The following is a 24,986-nucleotide window of genomic DNA, read 5'->3' on the forward strand; positions in this document are numbered from 1 at the left end:
GGAGCATGAGCATGAACGGTCCCACGTCCCGGCCCGACCGACTGTCGGCGCTGCCGCCCGAGCTGCGCGAGAAGCTGCTGCGGCGGCTGGCCGGCCAGGGAGCGGCCCCGGACGCGCCCGGAGCGCCCGCCGCCGCGGCGGACGCCGCGATCGGCGCCGGCCCGCGCCCGGAGGAGGTCCCGCTCTCCTCCGGCCAGCAGCGGCTCTGGTTCCTCAGCAGCCTCGCCCCCGAGGGCAGCGAGTACACCAGCGCCTTCGGCCTGCGGCTGACCGGTCCGCTCGACCGGGACGCGCTGGCCCGGGCGGTGGACCTGGTGGTGGAGCGGCACGAGGTGTTGCGCACCAGCTACCGGGTCGAGGGCGACCGGGTGCGCCAGGTCGTCCACCCGGCGGCGTCCGGGGTGCTGCGCCTCGCCGAGCCCGCCGCCGATGCCGGGGAGCCTGATGCCGGGGAGCCCGGTGTTGCGGCCGTCGTACGGGCCGAGCTCGCGACGCCCTTCGACCTCGCGCGGGGTCCGCTGCTGCGTGCCCTGCTGCTGAGGTCCGCGCCGGAGCGGCACGTGCTGCTGATCACCGCCCACCACAGCGTCATCGACGGCTGGTCCTCGGGTGTGCTCTTCGACGAACTCGGCTCGGCGTACGCGGAGTTCGCCGCCGGTCGCACGCCGCGCCCGGAGCCGGTCGCGGTCCAGTACGCGGACTACGCGCTCTGGCAACGCGAGTGGCTGACCGGGCCCGGGGTGAAGGCCGGGCTCGACTACTGGGAGAGCAGGCTGCGCGGCGCCGAGCCGCTCGGCCTGCCCACCGACCGCCCCCGTCCGCCGGTCCGCGGCACGGCCGGCGCCGTGCTGCGGCTGGCTGTGCCCGCCGCGTCGACCGCTCGGCTCAAGGACCTCGCCCGGCGCGAGGGCACCACGCTGTTCCCGGTGCTGCTGGCCGGCTACCAGCTGCTGCTCGCCCGGCTCTCCGGGCAGCCGGACGTCACCGTCGGCACCGTCACCACCGGCCGCGGCCGGCCCGAACTGGAGCGTGCCGTCGGCTTCTACGCCAACACCGTCGCGCTGCGCACCGCGGTGGACGAGGAGGAGCCGTTCGCGGCGCTGCTCGCCCGGGTGCGGGACGGCGTGCTGGACGGCTTCGAGCACGACCAGGTGCCGTTCGAGCGGCTGGTCGAACGGCTGGAGCCGGTCCGGGACCCGAGCCGCACCCCGGTGTTCCAGACCATGATGGTGCTGCAGAACGCGTTCGGAGCCCCGCTCGCTCTGCCCGGGGTGGCCGTCGAGCAGCTGGAGCTGCCGCGCTGGGAGGCCACCGTCGACCTCGGGCTGGAGTTCGAGGAGCGCGACGGCGAGCTGGACTTCGGCCTGTCGTACAGCACCGCGCTGTTCGACGAGCGGACCGTCCGGGCGCTCGGCGAGCGGCTGGTCGCCCTGTTCGAGGCGGTCGGCGAGCAGCCGGACACCCCGCTGCGCGCGCTGCCGCTGGTCTCCGCCGAGGAGGCGGCCGAGCTGCGCCGCGACTGGGATGCGGCGGCCGCCACCGCCGACGACGGCCCCGCCACCCTGGTCCAGGCCTTCGAGCGGCAGGCCGCCGCCACCCCCGGCGCGCCCGCCCTGGTGTTCCGGGACGAGCGGCTCGGCTTCGGCGAACTCAACGGCCGGGCCAACCGGTTGGCGCGCCACCTGCGGGCCCTGGGGATCGGCGCGGAGAGCCTGGTGGCACTGGTGCTGCCGCGCTCGACCGACTTCGTGGTCGCGCTCTGGGCGGTGCTCAAGGCCGGCGCGGTGTACGTGCCGATGAACTCCGAGGAGCCCGCCGAGCGGATCGCCGACCTGCTGCGCGGTATCCGGCCCGCGCTGGTGCTCGGCACCGGGGAGCTGGCCGGCGCGGTGCCCGCCGAACTGCCCCGGCTGCTGCTGGACGAGCCCGCCGTGGTCGCCGCCGTCGCCGCCCGGGACGGGCACGACGAACCCGTGGCCGCCCCGGCCCCCGGGGACGCCGCGTACGTCATCCACACCTCGGGCTCCACCGGCCGGCCCAAGGGCGTGGTGGTCGAACACCGCTCGCTGGCCAACCTGTTCGCCCGCCAGCGGGACGAGCTGTTCCGGCCCGCGGCGGCCCTGCTCGGCCGCCCGCTGCGGGTCGCGCTGACCACGGTGCCGACCTTCGACGCGTCCTGGAACCCGCTGATGGCGGTGGCCGACGGCCACACCCTGCACCTGGTGGACAGCGAGACCCGGCTGAACGCCGACGACCTGGTGGCCTACGCGCGGCGCGAGCAGGTGGACCTGTTCCAGCTCACGCCGTCCTTCGCCCGCCCGGTGCTCGACGCCGGCCTGCTCGCCCCCGCCGCGCCGCACCGGCCCGCAGTGCTGGTGCTCGGCGGCGAGGCGGTCGGCGAGGAGCTGTGGCGCGAGCTGGCCGCGACCCCGGGGCTGACCGCCCACAACTTCTACGGGCCGGCCGAGTGCACCGTCGACACCCTCGCCGCCCGGGTGGACACCGCCCGTGCGCCGGAGCTCGGCCTGCCGGTGCGCGGCACCCGGGCCTATGTGCTGGACGCGCACCTGCGCCCTGTCCCGGCCGGCGTGCGCGGCGAGCTCTACCTGGCCGGTCTGCCGGTCGGGCGCGGCTACCTGCACCGGGCCGCACTGACCGCCGAGCGCTTCGTCGCCGACCCGTTCGGCCCCGCGGGCACCCGGATGTACCGCACCGGCGACCTGGTCCGCCGCACGCCGGACGGGCGGCTGGAGTTCGCCGGCCGCGGCGACGACCAGGTCAAGATCAACGGCGTCCGGGTGGAGCCGGGCGAGATCGAGGCGGCGCTGCGCTCCCACCCCGCGGTGGACGACTGCGCGGTGGTGCCCCGGGTCGGCCGGGCCGGCGTCCAGCGGCTGGTGGCCTTCGTGGTGCCGAGCGCCGCGGTGCCGGGCGCGGCCGCGCTCCGCGCCCACCTGCACGGCCTGCTGCCGGACTACCTCGTCCCCGCCGCCTTCGCCTTCCTGACGGCGCTGCCGCGCACCGCCGGCGGCAAGACCGACCGCCGGGCCCTGCCGGAGAGCGCCGTCGAGCCGGAGCCGGCCACCGGCTACGTGCCGCCGCGCACCGAGGTCGAACGGGCTCTGGCCGGGATCTGGGCCGAGCTGCTCGGTGCCGACCTGGTCGGCACCGAGGACAACTTCTTCTCCCTCGGCGGCGACTCCATCCTCAGCATCCAGGCCGTCTCCCGGGCCCGGGCCGCCGGGTTCCTGCTCCAGTCCAGGGACATCCTGGTCAAGCAGACCATCGCCCGGATCGCCCCCGGCGTCACCACCGTGGCCGACACCGCCCAGCAGTACGAGCACCAGGGGCCGGCACCGCTGGCCCCGATGCAGCACCGGCTGCTGGCCGGTGCGGTCGACATCCCCCGGTTCACCATGTCGCTGCTGCTGGAGCTGGTTCCCGGCACCGACCCGGCCGCACTGGCGCGGGCGCTGGAGGGCCTGGTCGCCCACCACCCGGCGCTGCGCACCCGGTTGCGCCGCGTGGACGGCGGCTGGCTGCAGGAGGCCGCGGCGCACCAGGACGGCCCGCTGCTGAGCCGCCGGGACACCGCCGGCCTGGGCGGGCCGGAGCGCGCGGCGGCGCTGCGCGAGGAGGCGGAGTCGGCCCGTCGCGCCCTCGACCCGGAGCGCGGCCCGGTGCTGCGCGCCGTGCTGTTCGACGAGGGTGCCGGGGCGGGCCCCCGGCTGCTGCTGACGGCGCACCACCTGGTGGTCGACGGCGTCTCCTGGCGCATCCTGCTGGACGACCTCGCGACCGGCTACGAGCAGGCCCGGGCCGGCCGACCGGTCGACCTCGGCACCCCGACCACCCCGTTCGCGGCCTGGTCCGCCAGGCTCGCCGAGTACGTCCGCGACGGTGGCCTGGACGACGAACTCCCGTACTGGCGGCGGATCGCCGAGGAGTCCTTCGAGCTGCCCGCCGACGGTGCGGGGTCCAACACGGCGGCCTCGCTGGAGCGCGCGGACTTCGCCCTCACCGCCGAGGAGACCGAGGTGCTGCTGCGCGACGTCCCGCCGGTCTACCGGACCAGGGTGGACGACGTGCTGCTCACCGCCCTGGCCGGCGCGCTCGCCGAGTGGACCGGCCGCGAGCGGGTGCTGGTCGGCCTGGAGGGGCACGGGCGTGAGGACGTCCTGCCCGGTGCCGACCTCTCCCGTACGGTCGGCTGGTTCACCGCGGTCCACCCGGTCGCGCTGACGGTGGCGGCCGGCGACGGGGTCGCCGCGCGACTGAAGTCGGTGAAGGAGCAACTGCGTGCCGTCCCCGCCAAGGGTTTCGGCCACGGTGCGCTGGCCGCCCACCGGGCGGGCTTCACCCCGGCTGCCGCGCCGGCCGTGACCTTCAACTACCACGGGCAGCTGGACGGCGCGTTCGCCGCCCGCTCCCTCTACCGCGCCCACCTGGGCGACGGCGGGCCGCAGTGGGACGGCGACCACGAGCGGAGCGCGCAGATCGAGGTGGTCGGCGCCGTCTCCGACGGGGTGCTCACGCTGTCCTGGTTCACCTCCCGGGCGCTGCACCGGCCGCAGACCGTCCGGCGGCTCGGCGAGTCGCTGCTGGCGCACCTGCGGGCCGTCATCGCGCACTGCGCCGAGCCCGGCGCCGGCGGCCGCACGCCGTCCGACCACCCGTTGGCCCGGCTCGACCAGGCGGCCCTCGACCGGCTGGTCGGCGACGGCCGGGGCGTGGACGACGTCCTGTCGCTCACCCCGTTGCAGGGCGGCATGCTCTTCCACACCCTGACCGACCCGGACGGCGGCGCCTACGTCGACCAGCTGGCCCTGCGGCTGGAGGGAGTGGTCGCCGCCGAGGCGCTGGCCGCGGCCTGGCGCGAGGTGTTCCGGCGCACCGACGTGCTGCGCGCCACCGTCCGCTGGGAGGGCGTGCCCGAGCCGGTCCAGCTGATCCGCTCGGACCTGGAACTGCCGGTCGAGCTGCTCGACTGGCGTGGGGACCCCGACCCCGGCCGGCGGCTGGACGAGCTGGTCCGGGCCGAGCGCGAGCGCGGCATCGATCTGACCGCCGGGCCGCTGATGCGGATCGTCCTGGCCCGGGTCGACGACCGGACCGTCCACCAGCTGTGGACGTTCAGCCACCTGCTGCTGGACGGCTGGAGCACCGCCCAGCTGTTCGAGGAGGTGCTGGAGCACTACGTCGCCGCCGTCGAGGGGCGGGCCGCCCTCTCGGTCAGCCGGCCGCCGTTCCGCGAGTACCTGGAGTGGCTGGCCGGGCAGGACCGCGAGGCCGCCCTGGCGCACTGGCGGCAGGTGCTGGCCGGCTTCGCCGAGCCCACCGCGCTGCCGGTGGACCGCCAGCCCGCCGCCGACCACCGCGCCCGGGCCGCCGGCTCGCACAAGCTCGCCCTGGATCCGGCGGTCACCGGGGTGCTGGCCGACTGGTGCCGGGAGAACCGGATCACCCTCAACACCCTGATGCAGGGCGCCTGGGCGATCCTGCTGTCGCGGCACGCCGGCGAGCCGGACGTGGTTTTCGGTGCCGTCGTCTCCGGGCGCACCCCCGAGGTGCCGGGGATCGAGAGCGGCATCGGCATGTTCGTCAACACCGTCCCGGTCCGGGCCCGGGTGGCCGGACCGGAGGCGGACGGTGACCTCGGGGCCTGGCTGCGCGCCCTGCAGGCGGCGCAGGCGGAGAGCACCGCGCACGACTACCTGGCCCTCTCCGACGTCCGGCGCTGCGCCGAACTGGCCTCCGGGGAGCGGCTGTTCGACAGCGTGGTGGTCTTCGAAAACTACCCGGTCGCCGAGGGCGCCACCGGCCGCGACGGGGTGGGCGTCCAGGTGCTGCGCTCCTCGGACAGCAGCACCGTGCCGCTCACCGTCAGCAGTCACGCCGACACCGCGCTGCGGATCGAACTCACCTACGATCCCGAGCTGTTCGACGCCGCCACCGTGGAGCGGATCGGCGGCCGGCTGCGCACCCTGCTGGAGGGCGTGGCCGCGGACCCGCACCGCGGGCCGACCGCGCTGCCCTGGCTCACGGAGGGGGAGCGGTACACCCTGCTCGCCGAGTGGAACGACACCGCGCGCCCGCGCCGCACCGAGGCGCTGGTCCAGGAGCTGTTCGACGCCCAGGTCGTCGCCCGCCCGGACGAGGCGGCCGTCCTGGAGGCGGACGGCGGCGCTCCGCTGACCTTCCGGGAGCTGGACCGCCGGGCCAACCGGCTCGCCCATCGCTTGGTCGCCGCCGGCGCCCGGCCGGGCGAGCGGGTGGCTCTGCACCTGGAGCGCTCCACCGACATGGTGCTCGCCGTGCTCGCCGTGCTGAAGTCCGGTGCCGCCTACGTGCCGCTGGATCCGGCGTACCCGCGCGAGCGGCTGGAGTTCATGCTGGAGGACGCCGAGCCGGCGGTGGTGCTGAGCCACGCCGCGATCGCCGACCGGCTGCCCGGCCACGGCGGTGCCCTGGTCACCGTCGAGTCCGTCGCCGACACCGGCCCGGACACTCCGCCGGAGGTCGCCGCCGGGCCGGACGACCCGGCGTACGTGGTGTACACCTCCGGCTCCACCGGCCGGCCCAAGGGCGTGGTGGTGACCCACCGGAACCTGCTCCACATCGCCGGCGCCTGGGACGAGCTGTACGACCTGACGGAACGCAGGTTGCGCTTCGTCTCCATCACCAGCCTCTCGGTGGACCTCTTCCTGGCCGACCTGCTCCGCTCGGTCTTCTTCGGCGGCTCGATGCTCGTCGTGCCGACCGACCTGGTCACCGACCCTGCCCGGCTGCTCGCGCTGGTCGAGCGGGTCGGCGGTACCGCGATCGAACTGGTCCCCTCACTTGCCAGGGCACTGGTCGAGGAGGTCGGGGGGCGCGGCGAGCGACTGCCGGCCTTCCAGGTGATGTCGATCGGCTCGGAGGGCTGGCGCGTCGACGACTGCCGCGAGCTGCTGGAGCACGCCCACCCGGACACCATGGTGGTCAACGCCTACGGGGCGACCGAGGCCACCGTCGACTCCACGGTGTTCGTACCCACCCCCGAGCGGCTGGCCCGCCTCGCCGCCTACGTGCCGGTCGGCAGCCCGATCGGCAACACCCGGGTGTACGTCCTCGACGAGCGGGGCGAGCCGGTGCCGGTCGGCGTGCCCGGCCACATCCACATCGGCGGGGACGGCGTGAGTGCCGGCTACTGGCGGCGTCCCGAGCTGACCGCCGAGCACTTCCTGTCCGACCCGTTCACCCCGGGCGGCCGGCTGTACCGGCCGGGCGACCTGGGCCGCTGGACGGCCGACGGCGTCCTGGAGTTCCTCGGCCGGGCCGACCACCAGGTCAAGATCCGCGGCTTCCGGATCGAGCTCGCCGAGGTCGAGGCGGCGCTCACCGCGCTGGACGACGTGGCCGAGGCGGTCGTGGTGGCCCGCCGAGACCGCGGCCGGGACCGGCTGGTGGCGTATGTGGTGCCCGCCGTGCCCGGCGCCGGGATCGACCCGGCCGGGCTGCGGGCCCGACTGGCCGTCGGCCTCACCGAGGCGATGGTGCCCTCGGCCTTCGTCGGACTGGATCGCGTCCCCCTGCTGCCCAACGGCAAGACCGACCGCCGGGCGCTGCCCGAGCCGCCCGAGGACCTCGCCCTCGGCGGCGAGTACCTGGCCCCCGAGGGCGCGTCGGAAATCCTGCTGGCCGGGATCTGGGCGGAGGTGCTGGGCGTCGAGCGGATCGGGGCCGAGGACAACTTCTTCGAGCTGGGCGGCGATTCGCTGCTGAGCATCCGGGTGGTGTCCCGGCTGCGGCAGCACGTGGCCTCCGGGATCTCCCCGCGCGCCCTGTTCAGCGCGCCGACCGTCCGGTCGCTGGCCGCGCTGCTCGCCGCCGAGCGGGAGGCGCCCGCCGACGCGCTGGCGCCGGTCGGCCGGGAAAGTGCCCCGCCGCTCTCCTTCGGCCAGCAACGGCTCTGGTTCCTCGGGCAGTTCGGCGGGACCGGTGCCGAGTACAACTCACCGCTGGGCCTGCGGGTGCACGGCCCGTTGGACGCCGACGCACTGGAACTGGCGCTGGCCGACCTGGTGGACCGGCACGAGTCGTTGCGCACGCTCTTCGGCCAGGTCGACGGCGAGGGGCGGCAGTTGATCGCCCCGACCGGGCGGCCCTTCGCGCTGGCCCGCACCGACCTGGCCGGCCACCCCGCGCACGAGCGCGAGGACCGGCTGCGGGAGGCCGTCGGCGCCGACGGCGCCACCCCCTTCGACCTGCGCACCGGTCCGCTGTTCCGGGCCCACCTGGTCCGGCTGGCCGAGGACGAGCACGTGCTGACCCTGGTCCTGCACCACATCGTCACCGATGGCCGCTCGGCCGGCGTGCTGGTCCGCGACCTCGCCGAGCTGTACCGCGTCCGGCGACACGGCGGTACCGCCGACCTGCCGGAACTCCCCATCCAGTACGCCGACTTCGCGGCCTGGCAGCGTGCCAGTTGGGAGCGCGCGGGGAGCGGCCGGCTCGACTGGTGGCGGGAGCGGCTGGCCGGCCTGGAGCCGCTGGAGCTGCCCACCGACCGGCCCCGGCCGCCGGTGCGCGGCCGCGAGGGGGCGCAGCTGGAGTTCGCCGTGGACGCGGAGACCGCCAAGCGGCTCAAGCGGATCGCCCAGGACCGCGGCGCGACGCTGTTCACCGTGCTGGTCGCGGCGACCCAGCTGCTGCTCGCGCACTGGTCGGGCCAGGACGACATCGCGGTGGGCACCGTCTCGGCCGGTCGCGACCGGCCCGAACTGGAGCAGGTGGTCGGCTTCTTCGTGGACACCCTGGTGCTGCGTTCCGAGGTGGACTGGGAGGAGGGCTTCGACGGCTTCCTCGGCCGGGTGCGGGAGTCCGTCAACGGCGCCTTCGCCCACGCCGACGTGCCCTTCGACCGGCTGGTCGAGGCGCTGCGGCCGGAGCGCGACCCGAGCCGCACCCCGCTGTTCCAGGCCATGGTGGTCCTGCAGGACGCCCCGGGCGGCCCGGTGCGCCTCGACGGCGCCCACACCGAGGAGTTCGGCCTGCCCACCGGCGGCGCCGCGTTCGACCTCACCTTCCAGTTCCAGGAGACCGACCGCGGCCTGGACGCCGCCCTGCAGTACAGCGTCGGCCTGTTCGACCGGAGCACCGCCCGCCGGATGGCCGACGCCCTGGTCCTGCTGCTCGGCGGCATCTCCGAGCGCCCGGGCGACCCGCTGCGCGAACTCCCCTACGTCCCGGCCGAGGAGCTCGTGCTGGAGCCCCGGCGCTGGCACCGGGATCCGGACGGGGAAGCCGGCGTGTTCGCCCACGAGCTGGTGGGCCGGCGGGCCGAGGAGCGCCCGCACGCGGTGGCCGTGGTCGCCGACGACGGCACCGAGGTTTCGTACGGCGAACTCGACGCCCGGGCCGGGGGCCTGGCCCGCCGCCTGGTCGCCGGGGGCGTCACCCCGGACACCCTGGTCGGCGTGTTCGCCGACCGCGGGGTGGAGATGGTGGTGGCGGCGCTCGCGGTGCTCAAGGCCGGCGGCGGCTACGTGCCGTTGGACCCGCAGTACCCGGCCGACCGGATCGGCGCGATGATCAGCGGCACCGCGGTCCCGCTGCTGCTCACCCAGGCGCACCTGGCAGAGCGGCTCCCCGAGGGGCCGTTCACCGTCCTGCGGATGGACGGGTCGGACGGGTCGGACGGGTCGGACGGCGAGGTGGTCCCGGCCGGCCCCGCGTTGCCCGGCGAGCCGGGCTCCCCGTACCGGGTGGAGGCCGACCACGTCGCCTACGTGGTGCACACCTCCGGTTCCACCGGCCGCCCCAAGGCCGTGGTGATCAGCCACGGCGCGATCGCCCGGACCGCCCGGGTGCTGCGCGAGGCCTGGGACATCACCGCCGACAGCCGGGTGCTGCAGTACGCGCCGGCCAGCTTCGACGGCGGGGTGTGCGACCTGTTCTGCACCCTCACCGCAGGCGGCGCGCTCTGCCTCACCAGCCCGCGCCCCGCGCCCGACCCGGCCGGGGAGATCATCCGGACCGGCGCCACCGTGGCGGTGCTGCCCCCGGCGCTGCTGGCGGTGATGGACGCCGAGCGGCTGCGCGGCCGGCTGCCCACCGTCGCCGCCGCCGGCGACGTCTGCCCGCCCGACCTGGTGCGCACCTGGTCACAGGGCCGGGAGTTCTTCAACGTGTACGGGCCGAGCGAGGCCACGCTGGTCTCCACCCTGTGGAGTCCGGGCGAGCTGCCCGCGGGCGCCCCCGTGCCGGTCGGCACCGAGCTCAACGGCGTCGGCCTGCACATCCTCGACCGCCACCTGCGGCCGGTGCCGGACGGCGTGCCCGGCGAGCTCTACATCGACGGCCCCGGGCTCGGCCGCGGCTACGCCGGACAGCCCGGCCTGACCGCCGGGCGGTTCGTCGCCAACCCGTTCGGCGGGCCCGGGAGCCGGATGTACCGCACCGGCGACCTGGTCCGCCGGGTGGCCGGCGGCGAGCTGGAGTTCGTCAGCCGCACCGACACGCAGTTCAAGGTTCGTGGCCACCGGGTCGAGCCCTCCGAGATCGAGGCCGTGCTGCTGCGCGAGCCCGGCGTCGGGGACGCCGCCGTGGTGGTCTTCAAGCCGGAGGGCGGCCGCGAGCTGCTGGCCGCGTACGTGGCCCCGGGCGCCCGGTCGGGCGCCTCCGAGCTCTCGCCCGCGGTGCTCAGGGACGCGGTGGCCCGCGCCCTGCCCGGCTACATGGTGCCGGCCGCCGTCCAGGTGCTCGACCAGCTCCCGGTCGGCACCAACGGGAAGGTGGACCGGCGCAGGCTCCCGGCGCCGACCGGACCGGACACCGTCGTGGCGGCCCGGGTGGCGCCGCGCGACCGGAAGGAGGAACTGCTCGCCCGGATCTGGGCACAGACGCTCGGCATCGAGCGGGTCGGCGTCGAAGACAGCTTCTTCGACCTCGGCGGCGACTCCATCCTCAGCATCCAGGTGGTCGCCCGGGCCCGCCGGGCCGGGCTGCGGCTGGACGCCCAGGACGTCTTCCTGCACCAGACCGTGGCCGGACTCGCCGCCGTCGCCACCGAGATCGGCGACGGCGCGGCCGAGGGCCGGCCGCCGGCCGTCGGGCCCGTCCCGCTGACCCCGGTGCAGCGCTGGTTCTTCGACACCCACGACCACCCGCACCACTTCAACCAGTCGGTGCTGCTGGAGCTCGGCGCGCCGGCCGACCGCGCGGCGCTCACCGCCGCGCTGGAGAGCCTGGTCGAGCACCACGACGCGCTGCGGATGCGTTACACCCGCACCGTCGACGGCTGGGCCCAGGAGAACCCGCCCTACCGGGCCGGCGAGCCGCTGCTGCGGGTGGTGGACACCTCCGCCACCCCCGACGGCGAACTGGGCGCGCTGCTGGACCGGGAGGCCCGCGCCACCCAGGCCGGATTCGACCTGGACCGCGGCCCGCTGCTCGCCGCCGTCCTCTTCGAGTCCGGTGGACGCCGCCGCGACCGACTGTTCCTGACGGTCCACCACCTGGTGGTCGACACCGTGTCCTGGAACATCCTGCTGGACGACCTGGACGCGGCCCACACCCAGGCGGCGGCCGGGCGGCCGGTCGACCTCGGCCCGCGGAGCACCACCTTCCAGGAGTGGTCCGCCCGCCTGGTCGAGCACGTGCGCTCCGGCGCGCTGGACCACGAGCTCGACCACTGGAACGGGGTCGGCGCCGCCCGGCCGGTGCCCCGCGACCTCGACGGCGTCGCCACCGTGGGCGGCGGCCGGGAGGTGCGGGTGCGGCTCGGCGCCGAAGACTCGGCCCAGCTGGCCGAGCACGCGCCGACCGTCTACCGCACCAGGGTCGAGGAGATCGCGCTCGCCGCGCTCGCCCGGGTGCTGGCCCGCTGGACCGGCGAGGACGAGGTCACCGTCGACCTGGAGGGCCACGGCCGCGAGCGGCTGCTCGACGACGTCGACCTGTCCCGGACGGTCGGCTGGTTCACCGCGGTGCACCCCGTCCGCCTCACCGTCCCCGAGGGCGACGACTGGCGGGCCCTCACCCGCATCGTGCGGCGGCAGCTGCGTGCTGTCCCCGGCAAGGGCCTGGGCCACGGCCCGCTGCGCCACCTGCACCCGGACACCGTGCTCACCGGGCCGGACCCGGACGTGGTGTTCAACTTCCTCGGCCGGCACCGCAGCGACGGCGGGCCCGGCAGCGGGCTCGTGCACACCGTGCACGGCGCGATCGGCCAGGACCTCGGCCCGGACGACCGGATGGAGCACGTGTTGGAGATCGTCGGCGGGATCCACGATGGACGGTTGGAGTTCACCTGGTACTACTCCCCGGCGGTCCACCACCACGGGACGGTGGAGCGGCTGGCCGCGGAGTTCGCCGACGTGCTGCGCGCGATCGCCGGCGAGTGCCGGGAGGTGCGGGGATGAGTGAGCTCGCACCCGCCGCCGACCGCCCGGTGGCCGTCACGGAACCGGAGCTCCTGCTCCGCCGCAACCGGGTCTACCACCTGCTGTGGATCGGCACCACGGCCTCCGAGACCGGTCTCAACGTCTCCACCATCGCCTTCCCGCTGCTCGCCCTCGCCACGACCGGCTCCCCCGGGGTGGCTGGCGCGGTGAGCGCGGTCAACGCGGTGGCCCAGGTGGCCGTCGGGCTGCCGGCCGGCGCGCTGGTGGACCGCTGGGACCGCAAGAAGATCATGGTGGTCTGCGTGCTGGTCCGGGCGGTGATGCTCGGCCTGCTCGCGCTCGCCGCCGCCACCGGGCATGTCACCACCTGGCTGCTGCTGCTCACCGCGGCCGTCGCCGGGGCGGCCACCAGCCTGTTCGACCCGGCCGAGCGGGCCTCGCTGCCACTGGTGGTGACCCGCGAGCAACTGCCCACGGCGCTCTCGGTGAACACCGCGCGGATGCACCTCGGGCAGCTGGTCGGCACCTCGGGCGGCGGGTTCCTGTTCGGCCTGGGGCGAGCCGTTCCGTTCCTCGCCGACGCCGTCGCCCACCTGGTGGCCTTCGTGACGCTGCTGTTCGTCCGGCTGCCGAAGCAGGAGCGCAAGCCCTCCCCGATCTCGACCATCCCGCGTGACATCGTGGCCGGCTTCGCCTTCCTGGTGCGCCAGCCGTTCATGCGCTCGACCACCCTGCTGCTGCTCGGCCTCAACCTGCTGTTCCAGGCGCTCTACCTGGTCGTCATCGTGGCCGCCGAGCAGAACGGGGCCTCGCCGGGGAAGGTCGGCACGATGGCCGCGATGTTCGGTGTCGGCGGCCTGATCGGCGCGCTCGCGGCGCCGCGGATCTCCCGCTCGATCACGCCCTACCAGGCCGTGGTCGGGATCATCTGGCTGCTCGCGGTGCTTGTTCCGCTGATGTCCGTCACCAGCGGCGCGCTGGTCTGGGGCGGCTTCCTGGCCGCCACGGCCTTCCTCGCGCCGACCGCGTACACCGTCGTCGGTACGCAGCAGATCCTGCTCACCCCGGACGGCATGCGCGGCCGGCTGAGTTCGGCGACCAACCTGTTCAACGGCGGCGCGCAGGCCGGCGGCGCGGCCCTGGGAGGGCTGCTCTCGCAGTGGCTGAGCGGCACCCAGGCGATGCTCGGCTGCGCCGTCGGCCTGGCGATGCTCGGGCTGGCCGGCGCGGCGGCGGGTTCGCTGCGGCTGCCGTCCTCCGATCAGGTGAGGACGTCGGTCAACCCGGAGAGGACTGATCGCCCGGACGGGTGAGAGCGCCCCGAGCGTGCCCGGCCGGGGCGCCCGCTCCGTCGCCGATGTCGCGGGCGGCCGGGATGCCGTCCAGCGGCAGGACGACGGCGACCTGCCAGCCGCCGTTCGCGCAGGCCCCGGCGGTCAGCTCGCCGCCCAGCCCCGCGACCCGCCGACGCAGCTCCCGGATGCCGGTGCCGCCGCCCTCGCGCTCGGCCGCCGCCGCGGCGTCCGCCCGGGCGCCGGCCGGAACCGGCTCGTTGTGGATCAGGACCCGCAGGGCGCCGCCGTCGGCCACCCGCTCGGCGGTGACCGTCACCCTGGGCGAGGCGGGGGCGTGTCGGCGGACGTTGGTGAGCGCCTCCATCACCACCCGGTAGCCGACGGCGTCGACCAGCTCCGGCAGGCCGTCCACGGCGCCGGGGGAGAGTTCGAGCCGGGCCGGGATCATCCCGGTGTGCTCGAACCGGTTCATCAGGTCCGGCAGTTCGTCCAGCGAGTGGGGCCGGGCCGCCGTGTTTTCCTCGGGATCGTCCGCCGCCGTCCCGTCCCCGTCCCGGCCCGGCCGGCGGTCCTCTTCCAGCTCGCTGAGGATCCGGATCGTCCGGTCCATCGACTTCAGCGCCTGGATGCCGGCGTTCTCGATCTGCGGGAGCAGCGCCAGCGCCTTCTCCGGCGACACCTTGGCCAGCATCTGGGCCGCCTGCGCCAGCACCATCACCCCGGTCACGTCGTGCGCGGCGAAGTCGTGCAGATCCCGGGCGACGTGCAGCCGTTGGGCGCGCCGCTCCTCCGTGACCGCCAGCCTGCGCCGGCTGTCCAGTGAGCGCAGGTAGCAGGACGCCCCCACCGCGGCCACCGCGGCCAGGCCCCAGACCACGCAGAGCCCGATGGTCTCGCGCGGCCCGGCCGGCGGGTCGAGGGTCAGCGCGATCCGCAGCGGCAGCAGGGTCGCGGTCACCAGCAGGAGCAGCCCCAGCAGGGCGGCGACCGCCGGAGCGGACCCGCGCACCGCGGGCATGACGGTGACCAGCAGAGCGACCGATTCGACCAGGATCCAGAGCCCCGAGGTGTTGTCGGCGGGGCCCTCGTAGCGGAACGTCGCGTACAGCGAGATCGCGCAGGCCGCCGGGACGGTCACCAGGTTCCGGGTCCGTGGTTGCCCCGGCAGCCACACGATCAGGACCGCGGCGGCCAGCACCGCCACCGTCGTCGAGCCCCGGATCAGTACCGAAACCGGTGAACCCGCCCACACCGCAACCGAGATGGCGACCGCCGCGAGTAACGCCGTGCCAACTGGGCGTCCGATCCTGGCCAGTTGATTTGTCATGTGCTCGGATGCTACCCCGTGCGAGGATCAGCCTATGACGACACGCATCGTGATCGCTGACGACCAGGCAACCGTGCGGGAAGGCTTTCGACACATCCTCGACCTGCAACCGGACATGGAGGTGCTCGCGGTCGCGGGCGACGGTGACGAGGCGCTCGAGATCGCGCGGACGCTGCGGCCGGACGTCCTGCTCGCCGACATTCGGATGCCGCGGATGGACGGGCTGGAGCTGACCCGCCGGCTGGCCGAGGAGAGCCCGGGCGTACGGGTCGTCATCGTCACCACCTTCGACCTCGACGAGTACGTCCACTCGGCACTGAAGGCGGGCGCGTACGGCTTCCTGCTGAAGCGTTCCGGTGCGCCGCTGCTGATCGAGGCGGTGCGCGCCGCCGTCGAGGGCGACTCGCTGATCAGCCCGCAGATCACCACCCGGCTGCTGCGGAGCCTGGCCGGCCCGAAGCAGAAGAAGGCGCCCAAGGTCGAGCAGTTGACGCCGCGTGAGCTTGAGGTCGCGCGGCTGGTCGCGGACGGCCTGACCAACGCCGACATCGCGGAGGCGCTGTTCATCTCGGCCGGCACGGTGAAGACCCACATGGCCCACGTGCAGCGGAAGTTGAAGGTGAACAACCGGGTCGGCATCGCGGCCTGGGTCTGGGACTCGGGCGCCCGCCACGGCTGACGGCCTGCTCGCCGTGGACGGACGTCACTGGTCGAGGTAGGCGAGGACGGCGAGGACGCGGCGGTTGTCGCCGTCGGTGGGGAGGAGGCCGAGCTTGGTGAAGATGTTGCTGATGTGCTTGGCGACGGCCTTCTCGGTGATGAAGAGGCCCTGGGCGATGCCGGCGTTGGAGCGGCCCTGGGCGAGCCATTCGAGGACTTCGCGTTCGCGGTCGGTGAGGCTGCCGACGTTCTCGTCGCGTTCCTTGCGGACGAGGAGCTGGGAGATGACGTCGGGGTCCATCGCGGTGCCGCCGTCGGCGACGCGGCGGATCGAGTCGAGGAACTGGGAGCCGTTGGTGACGCGGTCCTTGAGCATGTAGCCGACGCCGCGGCCGCCGCTGGCGAGGAGTTCGCGGGCGTAGAGCGGTTCGACGTACTGGGAGAGGAGCAGGACCGGGAGGTCGGGCATGGTGCGGCGGGCGGTGAGGACGGCGCGCAGGCCCTCGTCGGTGAAGTTCGGCGGAAGCCGGACGTCGACGACCGCGACGTCCGGCTGCTGCTCGGTGAGGGCTGCGAGGAGGTCGGCGCCGTTGTCGACGGCGGCCACCACCTCGTGTCCGTAGGCCTGGAGGAGGCGGATCAGGCCGTCCCTCAGGAGGAAGTGGTCTTCGGCGAGGACAATACGCACGGAAGCTCCATCGTCACCATGGTCGGGCCGTTGACGGGGCTGTTCACGGCCAGGACCCCGTCGAACGTGCTGAGTCGTCGCTCGATGCCGCGCAGGCCGGTGCCCCGGGTGGCGTCGGCGCCGCCGCGGCCGCTGTCGGTCACGGTGATGCGCAGCATGCCGTGATCGTAACGGATGTCGATCCAGGCCCGGTCGGCGCCGGAGTGCTTGGCGACGTTGGTGAGGATCTCCGAGATCGCGAAGTAGGCGGCGGACTCGACGGGCATCTCGGGGCGGCCGGGGAGGTCCACGACGACCTCGGTGGGGACCGGGCAGACCATGGCCAGCGCCCGCACCGCGTCGGCGAGTCCGCGGTCGGCGAGGACCGGCGGGTGGATGCCGCGGACCAGGTTGCGGATCTCCTCCAGGGCCTTGGAGGAGGACTGGCGGGCCTCGATGAGCAGGGCCCGGACGGCCTCGGGGTTGGTCTCCAGCAGGTGTTCGGCGGCGTCCAGGGTCATGCCCATCGCGACCAGGCGGGCCTGGGCGCCGTCGTGCAGGTCGCGTTCGATCCGCCGGATCTCGGCCATCTGGGTGTCGACGGCGGTGCTGCGGGTGGTGGTGAGGTGCTGGATCCGGCTGGCCATCAGTTCCTGCTCGCTGGGGGCGAGCATGGAGTGGGTGTACAGGGCGTGCTTGCGGACGGCGCGGGGGGCCATCCACAGGGCCAGCGGCAGTTGCAGGACGCCGAGGACGCCGGCCAGCACCGCGGTGGCCTGGCCGTCGATCGGGATGAACTGGTACCAGAGGCCGTCCCACTGGGTCGACAGCGGGACGCCGAAGAAGGCCAGGAAGATGCCCCAGAAGCCGCTGAGCAGGACGGCGATCGGCATGAAGGCGAGGAAGCCGCCGGCGATCGGGTCGGTGAGCACCCAGGTGAACTCCCGCTTGGTCTGCGGGTCGCTCATGATCCAGCGGTAGCGGGCGACGGCCCCCGAGGCGCCCTCGGGGGCGGCCGGCAGGCCGCTGGGCGGGCCGGGGATCTGCACGCCGGACCAGCGCTCGGACAGGCCGCGCTGGCGGGCGGCCAGTGCCCGGACGCGCTCCATGGCCCGCGGCACCAGGCCGAGGCCGGGGCCGACGAGGGAGATCGCGCCGGTGACCCCGAGCGAGCGCCCGAAGGCCGCGACGGACATCCAGCAGAGGGCCAGTGCCCGCCGCAGCCCGGTGAATCCGGCGGGGACGGAGAATCCCCTGATCTCGACCGCCGAGGGGCTTCCCCCGAGCTTCATCGTGCGGTCCATGACCCGCTCCTCTCTGTGCCGTTCGCTGTGCCGCGGCCGTGGTGGCCGTGTGACCATTCTGGCGGGGACGGCGTGCCGGAATCGGTAGTAATAACCCCCCTCTTGCACGACCGGAGGGGGAGGTTCTTCTACCTGGCGGCGGCGGTGACGTCGGCGGGTGGGCTCAGAAGCCGTCCGAGCCGCCCTCGGCGGTGTCGGGGGCGGCGACGAAGAGGGACAGGGTGTCCGCCACGCAGGCCGCGTGCTGCTGGCCCTCGACCTCCACCGTCATCCGGACCGCGGCCAGGTGGCCCATCGGGGTCTCGCGGACGCTGGTGACCTTGGCGCCGCCGCGGACCCGGGCGCCGACCGGGATCGGGCGGGGGAAGCGGACCTTGTCCAGGCCGAAGTTGACGCCCAGTTTGACGTTGTGGATCTCGAAGATCGCGCGCATCATCGCGGGCAGCAGGCCGAGCGTCATGTAGCCGTGGACGATGGTCCCGCCGAACGGGCCGGTGGCGGCGCGCTCCGGGTCCACGTGGATCCACTGGAGGTCGCCGGTGGCGTCGGCGAACTGGTCGACGCTGTGCTGGGTGACGTCGAGCCATTCGCTGTAGCCGAGGTGCTCCCCGGTCGCCCCGGTGAATTCGGCCAGGTTGGCAAAGGATCTCATGCGGGTGATTCTGGGCGGCCGTCCATGGCGCGGACAAGGCGTCGGGGGGCCGTGGGGCCGTTCGGTCAGCGTGCCGTCAGTTGGCCGTCAGCGGAGGGGGCGGGGCGGCCGGAAAGGCCGGAGGCCCGCCGGCGCCGGGAGCGCGGGCGGGCCTCTGGGGCAGGGCGGGGAGGGCTCAGCCGTAGCGCTTGAGCTCGTGGAAGAAGTCCGGGACGGTGTGCAGCTGCCCGGCCGCGAGGACGCGGTCGTAGACGTGCTTGGCGACGGCCATGTCGAGCACGCCGAGGCCGAACGGGGAGAAGACCACTGGCCGGTCGGACGGCGGGGTGATCGTGCCGGTGAGCACGTCGTAGAGCGTGCCGGCGACGAACTCGCGGTGGCCGACGCGCTGTTCGGCCAGGTGCGGCGAGGTGCCGGCCTTCATGCAGTGCTCGATGTCGTCGACGACGTTCCACGAGTCGAGGACGATCTCGGGGGAGAGGTCGCGCAGCGAGACGTGCAGCACCAGCGGGTTGTGCGAGAACCACTGCGGGTCCGTCACGTGCGGCTCGCCGGCGATGGTGGCGAAGACCACCAGGTCGCTGGAGCGGATCAGGTCCTCGGCCTTGTCGTGGACGGTGATCTCCACGCCCTCGCCCTCGGTCCGGCGCAGGTAGTCGGAGAAGCCCTCGGCGTGCTCGGCGGACAGGTCGTGGACGCCGGCCGCGGTGAAGTCGAAGCCGTTGGCGGCGAGGTAGGTGTGCACGTAGCGGGCGATCAGGCCGACGCCGAAGAAGCCGACCCGGGTCGGGCGCTGGCCGCGGGCGTCAGCGAGCCGGGCCGCCGCGAGGGCCGCGGAGGCGGCGGTGCGCGCCGCGCTGATGATCGAGCTCTCCAGGCAGGCGAACGGGTAGCCGGTCTCGGCGTCGTTGAGGATCAGGACGGCCGAGGCGCGCGGGAGGCCGGCCGCCACGTTGTCCGGGAAGCTGGAGATCCACTTGATGCCGTGCACGCCGACCTCGCCCTTGACCGAGGCCGGCAGCGCGATGATCCGGGAGGACGGGCGGTCGGGGAAGCGCAGGAAGTACGAGTCCGGGTTGACCGTCTGCCCCTCGCCGTGCAGCCGGTACGCGGCCTCGACCGTGGCGACGACCTCGTCCTCGTGCCCGTTGAGGGCCTCGTGCACCTGGGCGCCGGAGACCACGGCGAAGGGAGGGACCTGATTCATGGGAACAGTGCTCCTGGTCGGAGGGGTGCGGATCGGAGGGTGGGGAAACGGGAGGGGCGGAGGAGGGGTCAGCCGATGCGGGCCAGGCCCTTGGCGCGCTGCCGCGCCCGCCCGCGCGAGACCACCAGCGGGTCCCAGTCCGGGCCGCGGTCGGGCAGCCGGGAGGGGTCGCCGAGCACCGCGCCGCCGAACACCTCGCGCAGCAGCCCGCGGCCGATGATGTCGGAGGCGGCGGCCATGCCGCTGTTCGCGACCGCGGCGATGCCGCTGCCGTAGCGGACGCTCTGGCCGACCACGTACAGGCCCTCGACCTCGGTGCGCACGTCCGGCCGCTGGTTGGAGCCGCCCCAGCTGGCCATGCCGTACGGGGTGCCGCCGGTGGCCCGGATGTAGCGCTCGTGGGTGAGCGGGGTGGCCGTCTCCAGGTGGGTGATGCGCTCCCGGAACGGGCCGATGACCTTCTCGGCGGTGGCCAGCATGACCTCGGTGAGCTGCTGCTTGCGGGCGAGGTAGGCGGCGTTGCGGCGGTAGGGCTCGCCGTCGGCCGGGCCGCTCTCCAGGCCCCAGAACTCGTAGCCGGGCGGCAGGCCCGTCATGAGCTGGAAGTTGCTGTGGCCGGGCGGGCAGACGGCGGTGGCGCCCGGGTCCTTGAGGGAGGCGAAGGAGAAGGTGAGTGCCGGCACCGAGTCCATCGAGCCGTCCCGGGCGTACCGCTCCAGCATGGCGGCGTGCGCGCCCTCCATGTCGTCGCTGTCGTGCCACCAGAGGTTGGCGTTGGGCAGGCCCGGCAGTTCGGTGTCGAGCCCGATGTACACCGAGACGAAGGAGCCGCGCATGGTCGCCGCGCGGGTGCGGGCCACCACCTCGGCGGGGAAGGCGTCCTCGCCGCCGCACAGGTCGAGGACGGTGCGCCGGTAGTCCGCGTTGGAGATGACCAGCGGGGCCGAGACCCGCTGCCCGTCGGTGAGTTCGACGCCGGTGGCGCGCCCGTTCTCGACCAGGATGCGGCGGACGTCGCAGCGGGTGCGCAGTTCGCCGCCGTGCGCCTCCAGCGCCTCGACGAACGCGGCGACCATCGCCTGGCCGCCGCCCTCGGGGTAGTACGCGCCGCGCAGGTAGTGGTCCATCATCGAGGCGTGGTGGGCCAGGCTGATGCCGTCGGGCATGGTGCCGTAGTTGCCGGCCTGCGCCGCGAGCAGCGTGCGTGCCTTGGCGGAGAGGCCGAAGTGGCCCAGGGCGTCGGCGAAGGTGCGGCGGGACCAGCGCATGGTCTGCGGGGACTTGCGGAACAGGTCGACCAGGGACTCGCCGTTCAGGCCGGCGCGGGTCGAGCCGGCCACGTTCTCGGCGAGTTCGAGGAAGCCGGCGATCCGGTCGGCCTCCTCGGGCAGGGCCTGCCGCAGCCGGTCGCGGTAGGCGTCCCAGCCGGCCGGCACGTCGACGGTCGCGGTGGGCGTGATGATCCGGTCGAAGCCCTGCTCGTTGTCCATCGGCCGGAACCGCACCCGGTCCAGGACGCCGAGGCCGGCCAGGATCGCCGGGAAGTGCCCGTCGGGGCCGCAGTCGCCGAGGTAGTGCGTGCCGACGTCGAACTCGTACTTGCGCCGGCGGCGGAACACGTGCGCGTTGCCGCCGGCGATGTCGTGCTGTTCGAGGACGAGGACGCTGCGCCCGTCGGCCGCCAGGTAGCCGGCGGTGGTCAGGCCGCCGATGCCGCTGCCGACGACGATCGCGTCGTAGTGGTCGCGCAGTCCCTGGGCCCCCTGCATTCGTGCTCCCATCAGAACGTGCCGCCGCCGTGGATCTCGAAGACCGACCCGCTGATGTAGGCGGCGCGGTCGGAGACCAGGAAGGAGACCAGGTCGGCCACCTCCTCGGGCTTGCCGGCCCGGCCGAGGGCGACGTTCTTCAGCATCCGCTCCACCGCGGCGTCGGACATGTCGCCGACCATGTCGGTGGCGATCAGGCCCGGCGCGACCACGTTGGCGCGCACGCCGCGCGGGCCGGTCTCCTTGGCGAGGGACTTGGTGAAGCCGATGATGCCGGCCTTGGACGCGGCGTAGTTGGCCTGGCCGAGGTTGCCGTAGATGCCGGACACCGAGGACAGGTTGACGATCGATCCGCTGCGGCGCTTGCTCATCGCGAAGGCGGCGGCGCGGCACACGTGGTACACGCCGTCCAGGTTGGTGCGCAGGACCTGGTTCCAGTCGTCCTCCGGCATCAGGATGACCGGGCGGTCCCGGGTGATGCCGGCCGAGGTGACGGCGGCGTCCACCGGGCCGACCTCGCGCTCGGTGCGGTTGTACCAGTCGCGGACCTGCTCCGGGTCGGCCACGTCGCACGGGGTGGCCGTGATCCGGGTGCCGAACTCTCCCGCCTGCTTGGCGAGTTGCTCGGCGGCCTCGGCGTTGGAGCGGTAGCAGAAGGCGACGTCGTAGCCGTCCTGGGCCAGGCGCAGCACGATGGCCTTGCCGATGCCCCGGGACCCGCCGCTGACCAGGGCGATCACGCGTGCTCCCCGAAGAGTCTCAGGACGGCGCAGCCCACCGCGCCGTCACGGTCGACGGCGGACACCAGGGCGATCCGGCCCCGGGCCGCCGGGTCGGCCTCGGCCACGCCGAGCACCGCCTGGATCTGGAAGGACGCGGAGGCCGCGCTGGTGTCGCCGAGCAGTTCCATGGACGGGACCCGGCCCAGTGCCTCGGCCGGCAGCAGCGCGGCGAGCGCGTCGTACTCGGCCCGGCCGGCCGCGGTGGGCGCGGCGCACGGGACGGCGGCCCAGACCTCGTCGGCGGTGACGCCGGCGCGGGCCAGGGCGCGCTGCACGCACGCGGTGACGGCGGCCTTCGGGTCGTCGTCGATGTCGACGCGGGTCTCCACCGCGAGCACCGCGGCGAGCGCCGGGCGCTGGGCGGTGCCGGCGTGCTCGACGACGAACAGGCCGCAGCCCTCGCCGAGCAGCGGAGTGGAGTCGCCGGCCGCGACGGCGGTGTGCTCGATCCAGGCGTGCGCGGCGGAGAACTCCTCGGCCGAGCCGACCAGGTACTTGGTCGCCCGGCCCTGGCCCATCAGGCGCCGCGCGTAGTTGAGGGCGAGCAGGCCGCTGACCCGGCCGCCGGCGACGGTGGTGTTGGGGCCCTTGAGGTCGTGCCGGATGGCGGTGGCGCCGGCGGCGTGGTTGAGGCTGCCGAAGGGGATGCGGCCGGCGTCGACGTGGAAGGGCAGCGCGTTGGTGTAGGACTGCTTGAGGAAGTTGGTGACGTTCTCCAGGCTGCCCATCGAGATGCCGAGGACCACACCGGTGCGGTCGTCGGTCTCCACCACCCGGTTGCCGTCGGCGTCCTTGAGCAGGCCGTCGGAGGCGACCAGGGCCAGCGCGGTGAGCCGGTCCATCTTGGCGGTGCCGGTGGGGCCGAGCAGGCCCTTGATGTCGAAGCCGGGCACCAGGCAGACGTCGGGCGACGGCAGCGTGCCGAGCGCGGCGTCCGCCTTGACGGCGGTCTTGGCGCCGGCGCGCACGCCGGACGCGAAGTCCTGGCGGGTCAGGCCGTACGGCGACACGGCCGACCAACCGGTGATGACGAGTGTCTCCGGCGGCAGGGCCGCCGGGGTGGCTGCGGTGGTCATCGTCAGACTCGCTCTCCGTACGTGCCCAGAATCAGGATGGCGTTGTTGCCGGCGAAGGCGCTGGAGTTGTTCTCCACGATCCGGACCTCCGCGTCGACGGCCTGGTTGGGCACGACGTCCAGCGGGCAGTCGGGGTCGGTCTCCACGTGGTTGATGGTCGGCGGGATGAACTGGTGCTCGATGGCGAGGCTGCAGGCGATCGCGCCGAGCGCGCTGGCCGCGCCCATCGAGTGGCCGAGCATCGACTTCACCGCGACGGTGCGCGGCGGTGCGTCGCCGTACACGTCGACGATGGCGGCCGACTCGGTCTTGTCGTTGGCCTTGGTGCCGGTGCCGTGCGCGGAGATGAAGTCGATCTCGTCCCGCTCGACCCCGGCGTCGTCCAGGGCGAGCCGGATGCCGCGCGCGATGCCGTCGCGGTTCGGCGCGGTCGGGTGGGCGGCGTCGCAGCTGAGGCCGTACCCGAGCACCTCGGCGTAGATGTGCGCGCCGCGGGCGAGGGCGGACTCCAGGCTCTCCAGGACGAGGATGCCCGCGCCCTCGCCGGTCAGGATGCCCTGGCGGTTCTTGTCGAACGGGCGGACCACGTCCGGGGTGAGCGCGCCGAAGCGCTTGAACAGCGCGAAGGCCTTGCGGCAGACGGCGTCGGCGCCGCCGCACAGGGCGATGTCGACCTCGCCGGAGCGGATCGCGTCCAGCCCGTAGCCGATCGAGTAGTTGCCCGCCGCGCAGGCGGTGGTGATGGTGGTCGGCTCCACGTTCGGCATCCGCAGCTCGCGGGCGATGACGGTGGTGAGCCGGCCGGCGTTGATCCGGCGGGACAGCACCGGGTCCATGCCCTCCGGGTCCCCGGCCGCGATCTCCTGCTCGACCAGCACGCCGATGTCGTGCCCCTCGCCGTCGGTGGTGCCGACGCTGATGACGGCCTGGCGCTCGCCGAGGTCGGCCTCGGTGAGCCCGGCGTCCTCCACGGCCATCCGGGCGGCGGCGACGGCGAACTGCCCGGCGCGGCCCATGTCGTCGAGGGGGACGTTGCGGATCCAGCGCTCCGGCTCGAAGTCGGGGACCTCGCAGGCGATGTTCTGGCCGAACCCCTCGGTGTCGAACCGGGTGATCGGCCGCGCACCGGAGCGGCCGGCCCGCAGCCCCGCGGTGTACTCCTCGACACCCGTGCCGATGCTGGAGATCGCCCCGAGGCCGGTGAGGACGACCCGGCGGCGGTCGGCGGGCACGCCGGCGCGGGGTGCCGCTGGTGACTGTGCGGTGGACATGGGACTCCTTAAGCAGTGGGATGCCTGCGGGCGGGGGTTCCGGTCCCGGAACCCGCCCCGATCACCAGCCGGCGGCCGTCGCGGTCACCTGGTACGTGGCCTCCACGTTCACCATCTTCGGCAGCTCGTTCATGTCGATGACGATGGAGTACTCCATCTCCAGGGCGCTGAGCACGTCGATGAGCTTCAGCGAGTCGGCGCCCAGCTCGTCGACGAACAGCGCGGTGTCGGCGAACTCGGTGTGCACGTCGATGTTCTCGGCGATGATTTCGCGGATCCGGGTGAGACGCTCCGGGGCTACCGTCGTCATGCTCGTTTTCCTCCGTTTTTGCGGGTGCCCTGTGCGGGTGCCCTGGGGTGCCCGGAAATCGGGCCTCTGAGCAGCAAATTAGTCAGGCCCGATGACGGGTCGATGACGTCCAACTGACCGCTCACTGACGGGTCCTGGCGGGGTGTCGCGTGCCTGGTGGGGAGGGGTGCCGGGGACAAAACGGCCGCCCCCCCCCCCCCCGGGGGGGGGGCGGGGGGGGGGGGGGGGGGGGGGTGTTGGGGACAGACGGGGGGGGTGTTAAGGATTTAGGGGGGAGGGC

The 24,986-nt window shown here is 74.2% G+C and carries 13 protein-coding genes; 3 read left to right on the plus strand and 10 right to left on the minus strand.

The genetic code is table 11. The features are described 5' to 3' along the window. The first annotated feature begins 11 nt into the window (after positions 1-11). Both ACFV61_RS01290 and ACFV61_RS01295 read left to right on the plus strand, forming a co-directional pair. Entirely contained in the window at positions 12-12,404 is a 12,393-nt protein-coding gene (locus ACFV61_RS01290; protein WP_380489383.1) for an amino acid adenylation domain-containing protein, read from the plus strand. Beyond that, on the plus strand, positions 12,401-13,699 hold the full coding sequence (locus ACFV61_RS01295; RefSeq protein ID WP_380489385.1) for an MFS transporter: 1,299 nt from the start codon (positions 12,401-12,403) through the stop codon (positions 13,697-13,699). The genes ACFV61_RS01290 and ACFV61_RS01295 overlap by 4 nt, the downstream gene beginning before the upstream one ends. Here ACFV61_RS01295 and ACFV61_RS01300 read toward each other — a convergent pair. Beyond that, positions 13,665-15,008: a sensor histidine kinase gene (locus tag ACFV61_RS01300; protein WP_380489388.1), complete on the minus strand. Its 1,344-nt coding sequence runs from the start codon at positions 15,006-15,008 to the stop codon at positions 13,665-13,667. The genes ACFV61_RS01295 and ACFV61_RS01300 overlap by 35 nt on opposite strands. Positions 15,009-15,042: 34 nt before the next feature. On the opposite strand from ACFV61_RS01300, the gene ACFV61_RS01305 reads away from it, so the two are divergent. Next, complete coding sequence (locus ACFV61_RS01305) at positions 15,043-15,687, plus strand: response regulator transcription factor (protein ID WP_063348718.1); 645 nt, start codon at positions 15,043-15,045, stop codon at positions 15,685-15,687. Positions 15,688-15,711: 24 nt separating this feature from the next. On the opposite strand, the gene ACFV61_RS01310 is transcribed toward ACFV61_RS01305, so the two are convergent. From ACFV61_RS01310 to ACFV61_RS01350, 9 genes are all read right to left on the minus strand, one after another. After that, complete coding sequence (locus ACFV61_RS01310; protein WP_063348719.1) at positions 15,712-16,356, minus strand: response regulator transcription factor; 645 nt, start codon at positions 16,354-16,356, stop codon at positions 15,712-15,714. Continuing rightward, positions 16,320-17,639, minus strand: a complete 1,320-nt coding sequence (locus ACFV61_RS01315) for a histidine kinase (protein ID WP_063348720.1) — start codon at positions 17,637-17,639, stop codon at positions 16,320-16,322. The genes ACFV61_RS01310 and ACFV61_RS01315 overlap by 37 nt, the downstream gene beginning before the upstream one ends. A gap of 163 nt (positions 17,640-17,802) precedes the next feature. Then, the gene (locus tag ACFV61_RS01320; protein WP_063348721.1) at positions 17,803-18,291 is read right to left on the minus strand and encodes a MaoC family dehydratase; all 489 of its coding nucleotides are present in this window, start codon (positions 18,289-18,291) and stop codon (positions 17,803-17,805) included. 175 nt (positions 18,292-18,466) lie between these two features. Further along, positions 18,467-19,498, minus strand: a complete 1,032-nt coding sequence (gene sbnB / locus ACFV61_RS01325) for a 2,3-diaminopropionate biosynthesis protein SbnB (protein WP_380489390.1) — start codon at positions 19,496-19,498, stop codon at positions 18,467-18,469. Between the two features lie 68 nt (positions 19,499-19,566). After that, entirely contained in the window at positions 19,567-21,267 is a 1,701-nt protein-coding gene (locus tag ACFV61_RS01330) for a phytoene desaturase family protein (protein ID WP_380372980.1), read from the minus strand. A gap of 11 nt (positions 21,268-21,278) precedes the next feature. After that, entirely contained in the window at positions 21,279-22,007 is a 729-nt protein-coding gene (gene fabG / locus ACFV61_RS01335; RefSeq protein ID WP_380489393.1) for a 3-oxoacyl-ACP reductase FabG, read from the minus strand. After that, positions 22,004-23,125, minus strand: a complete 1,122-nt coding sequence (locus ACFV61_RS01340; RefSeq protein ID WP_107452908.1) for a beta-ketoacyl synthase N-terminal-like domain-containing protein — start codon at positions 23,123-23,125, stop codon at positions 22,004-22,006. The genes fabG and ACFV61_RS01340 overlap by 4 nt, the downstream gene beginning before the upstream one ends. A 2-nt stretch (positions 23,126-23,127) precedes the next feature. Next, positions 23,128-24,396, minus strand: a complete 1,269-nt coding sequence (locus ACFV61_RS01345; RefSeq protein WP_063348725.1) for a beta-ketoacyl synthase — start codon at positions 24,394-24,396, stop codon at positions 23,128-23,130. A 61-nt stretch (positions 24,397-24,457) separates the two neighbouring features. Next, positions 24,458-24,706, minus strand: coding sequence for an acyl carrier protein (locus tag ACFV61_RS01350; protein ID WP_063348726.1), 249 nt, complete (start codon positions 24,704-24,706; stop codon positions 24,458-24,460). Positions 24,707-24,986 lie beyond the last annotated feature (280 nt).

Source organism: Kitasatospora sp. NPDC059817 (assembly GCF_042731835.1).
Lineage (GTDB): Bacteria > Actinomycetota > Actinomycetes > Streptomycetales > Streptomycetaceae > Kitasatospora.

Coding starts and splice junctions, on each gene's coding strand:
- ACFV61_RS01340 (WP_107452908.1), bottom strand. CDS start 23,125: ATGACCACCGCAGCCACCCCGGCGGCCCTGCCGCCGGAGACACTCGTC.
- ACFV61_RS01330 (WP_380372980.1), bottom strand. CDS start 21,267: ATGCAGGGGGCCCAGGGACTGCGCGACCACTACGACGCGATCGTCGTC.
- ACFV61_RS01290 (WP_380489383.1), top strand. CDS start 12: ATGAACGGTCCCACGTCCCGGCCCGACCGACTGTCGGCGCTGCCGCCC.
- ACFV61_RS01295 (WP_380489385.1), top strand. CDS start 12,401: ATGAGTGAGCTCGCACCCGCCGCCGACCGCCCGGTGGCCGTCACGGAA.
- ACFV61_RS01315 (WP_063348720.1), bottom strand. CDS start 17,639: ATGGACCGCACGATGAAGCTCGGGGGAAGCCCCTCGGCGGTCGAGATC.
- ACFV61_RS01320 (WP_063348721.1), bottom strand. CDS start 18,291: ATGAGATCCTTTGCCAACCTGGCCGAATTCACCGGGGCGACCGGGGAG.
- ACFV61_RS01305 (WP_063348718.1), top strand. CDS start 15,043: ATGACGACACGCATCGTGATCGCTGACGACCAGGCAACCGTGCGGGAA.
- ACFV61_RS01350 (WP_063348726.1), bottom strand. CDS start 24,706: ATGACGACGGTAGCCCCGGAGCGTCTCACCCGGATCCGCGAAATCATC.
- ACFV61_RS01300 (WP_380489388.1), bottom strand. CDS start 15,008: ATGACAAATCAACTGGCCAGGATCGGACGCCCAGTTGGCACGGCGTTA.
- sbnB (WP_380489390.1), bottom strand. CDS start 19,498: ATGAATCAGGTCCCTCCCTTCGCCGTGGTCTCCGGCGCCCAGGTGCAC.
- ACFV61_RS01345 (WP_063348725.1), bottom strand. CDS start 24,396: ATGTCCACCGCACAGTCACCAGCGGCACCCCGCGCCGGCGTGCCCGCC.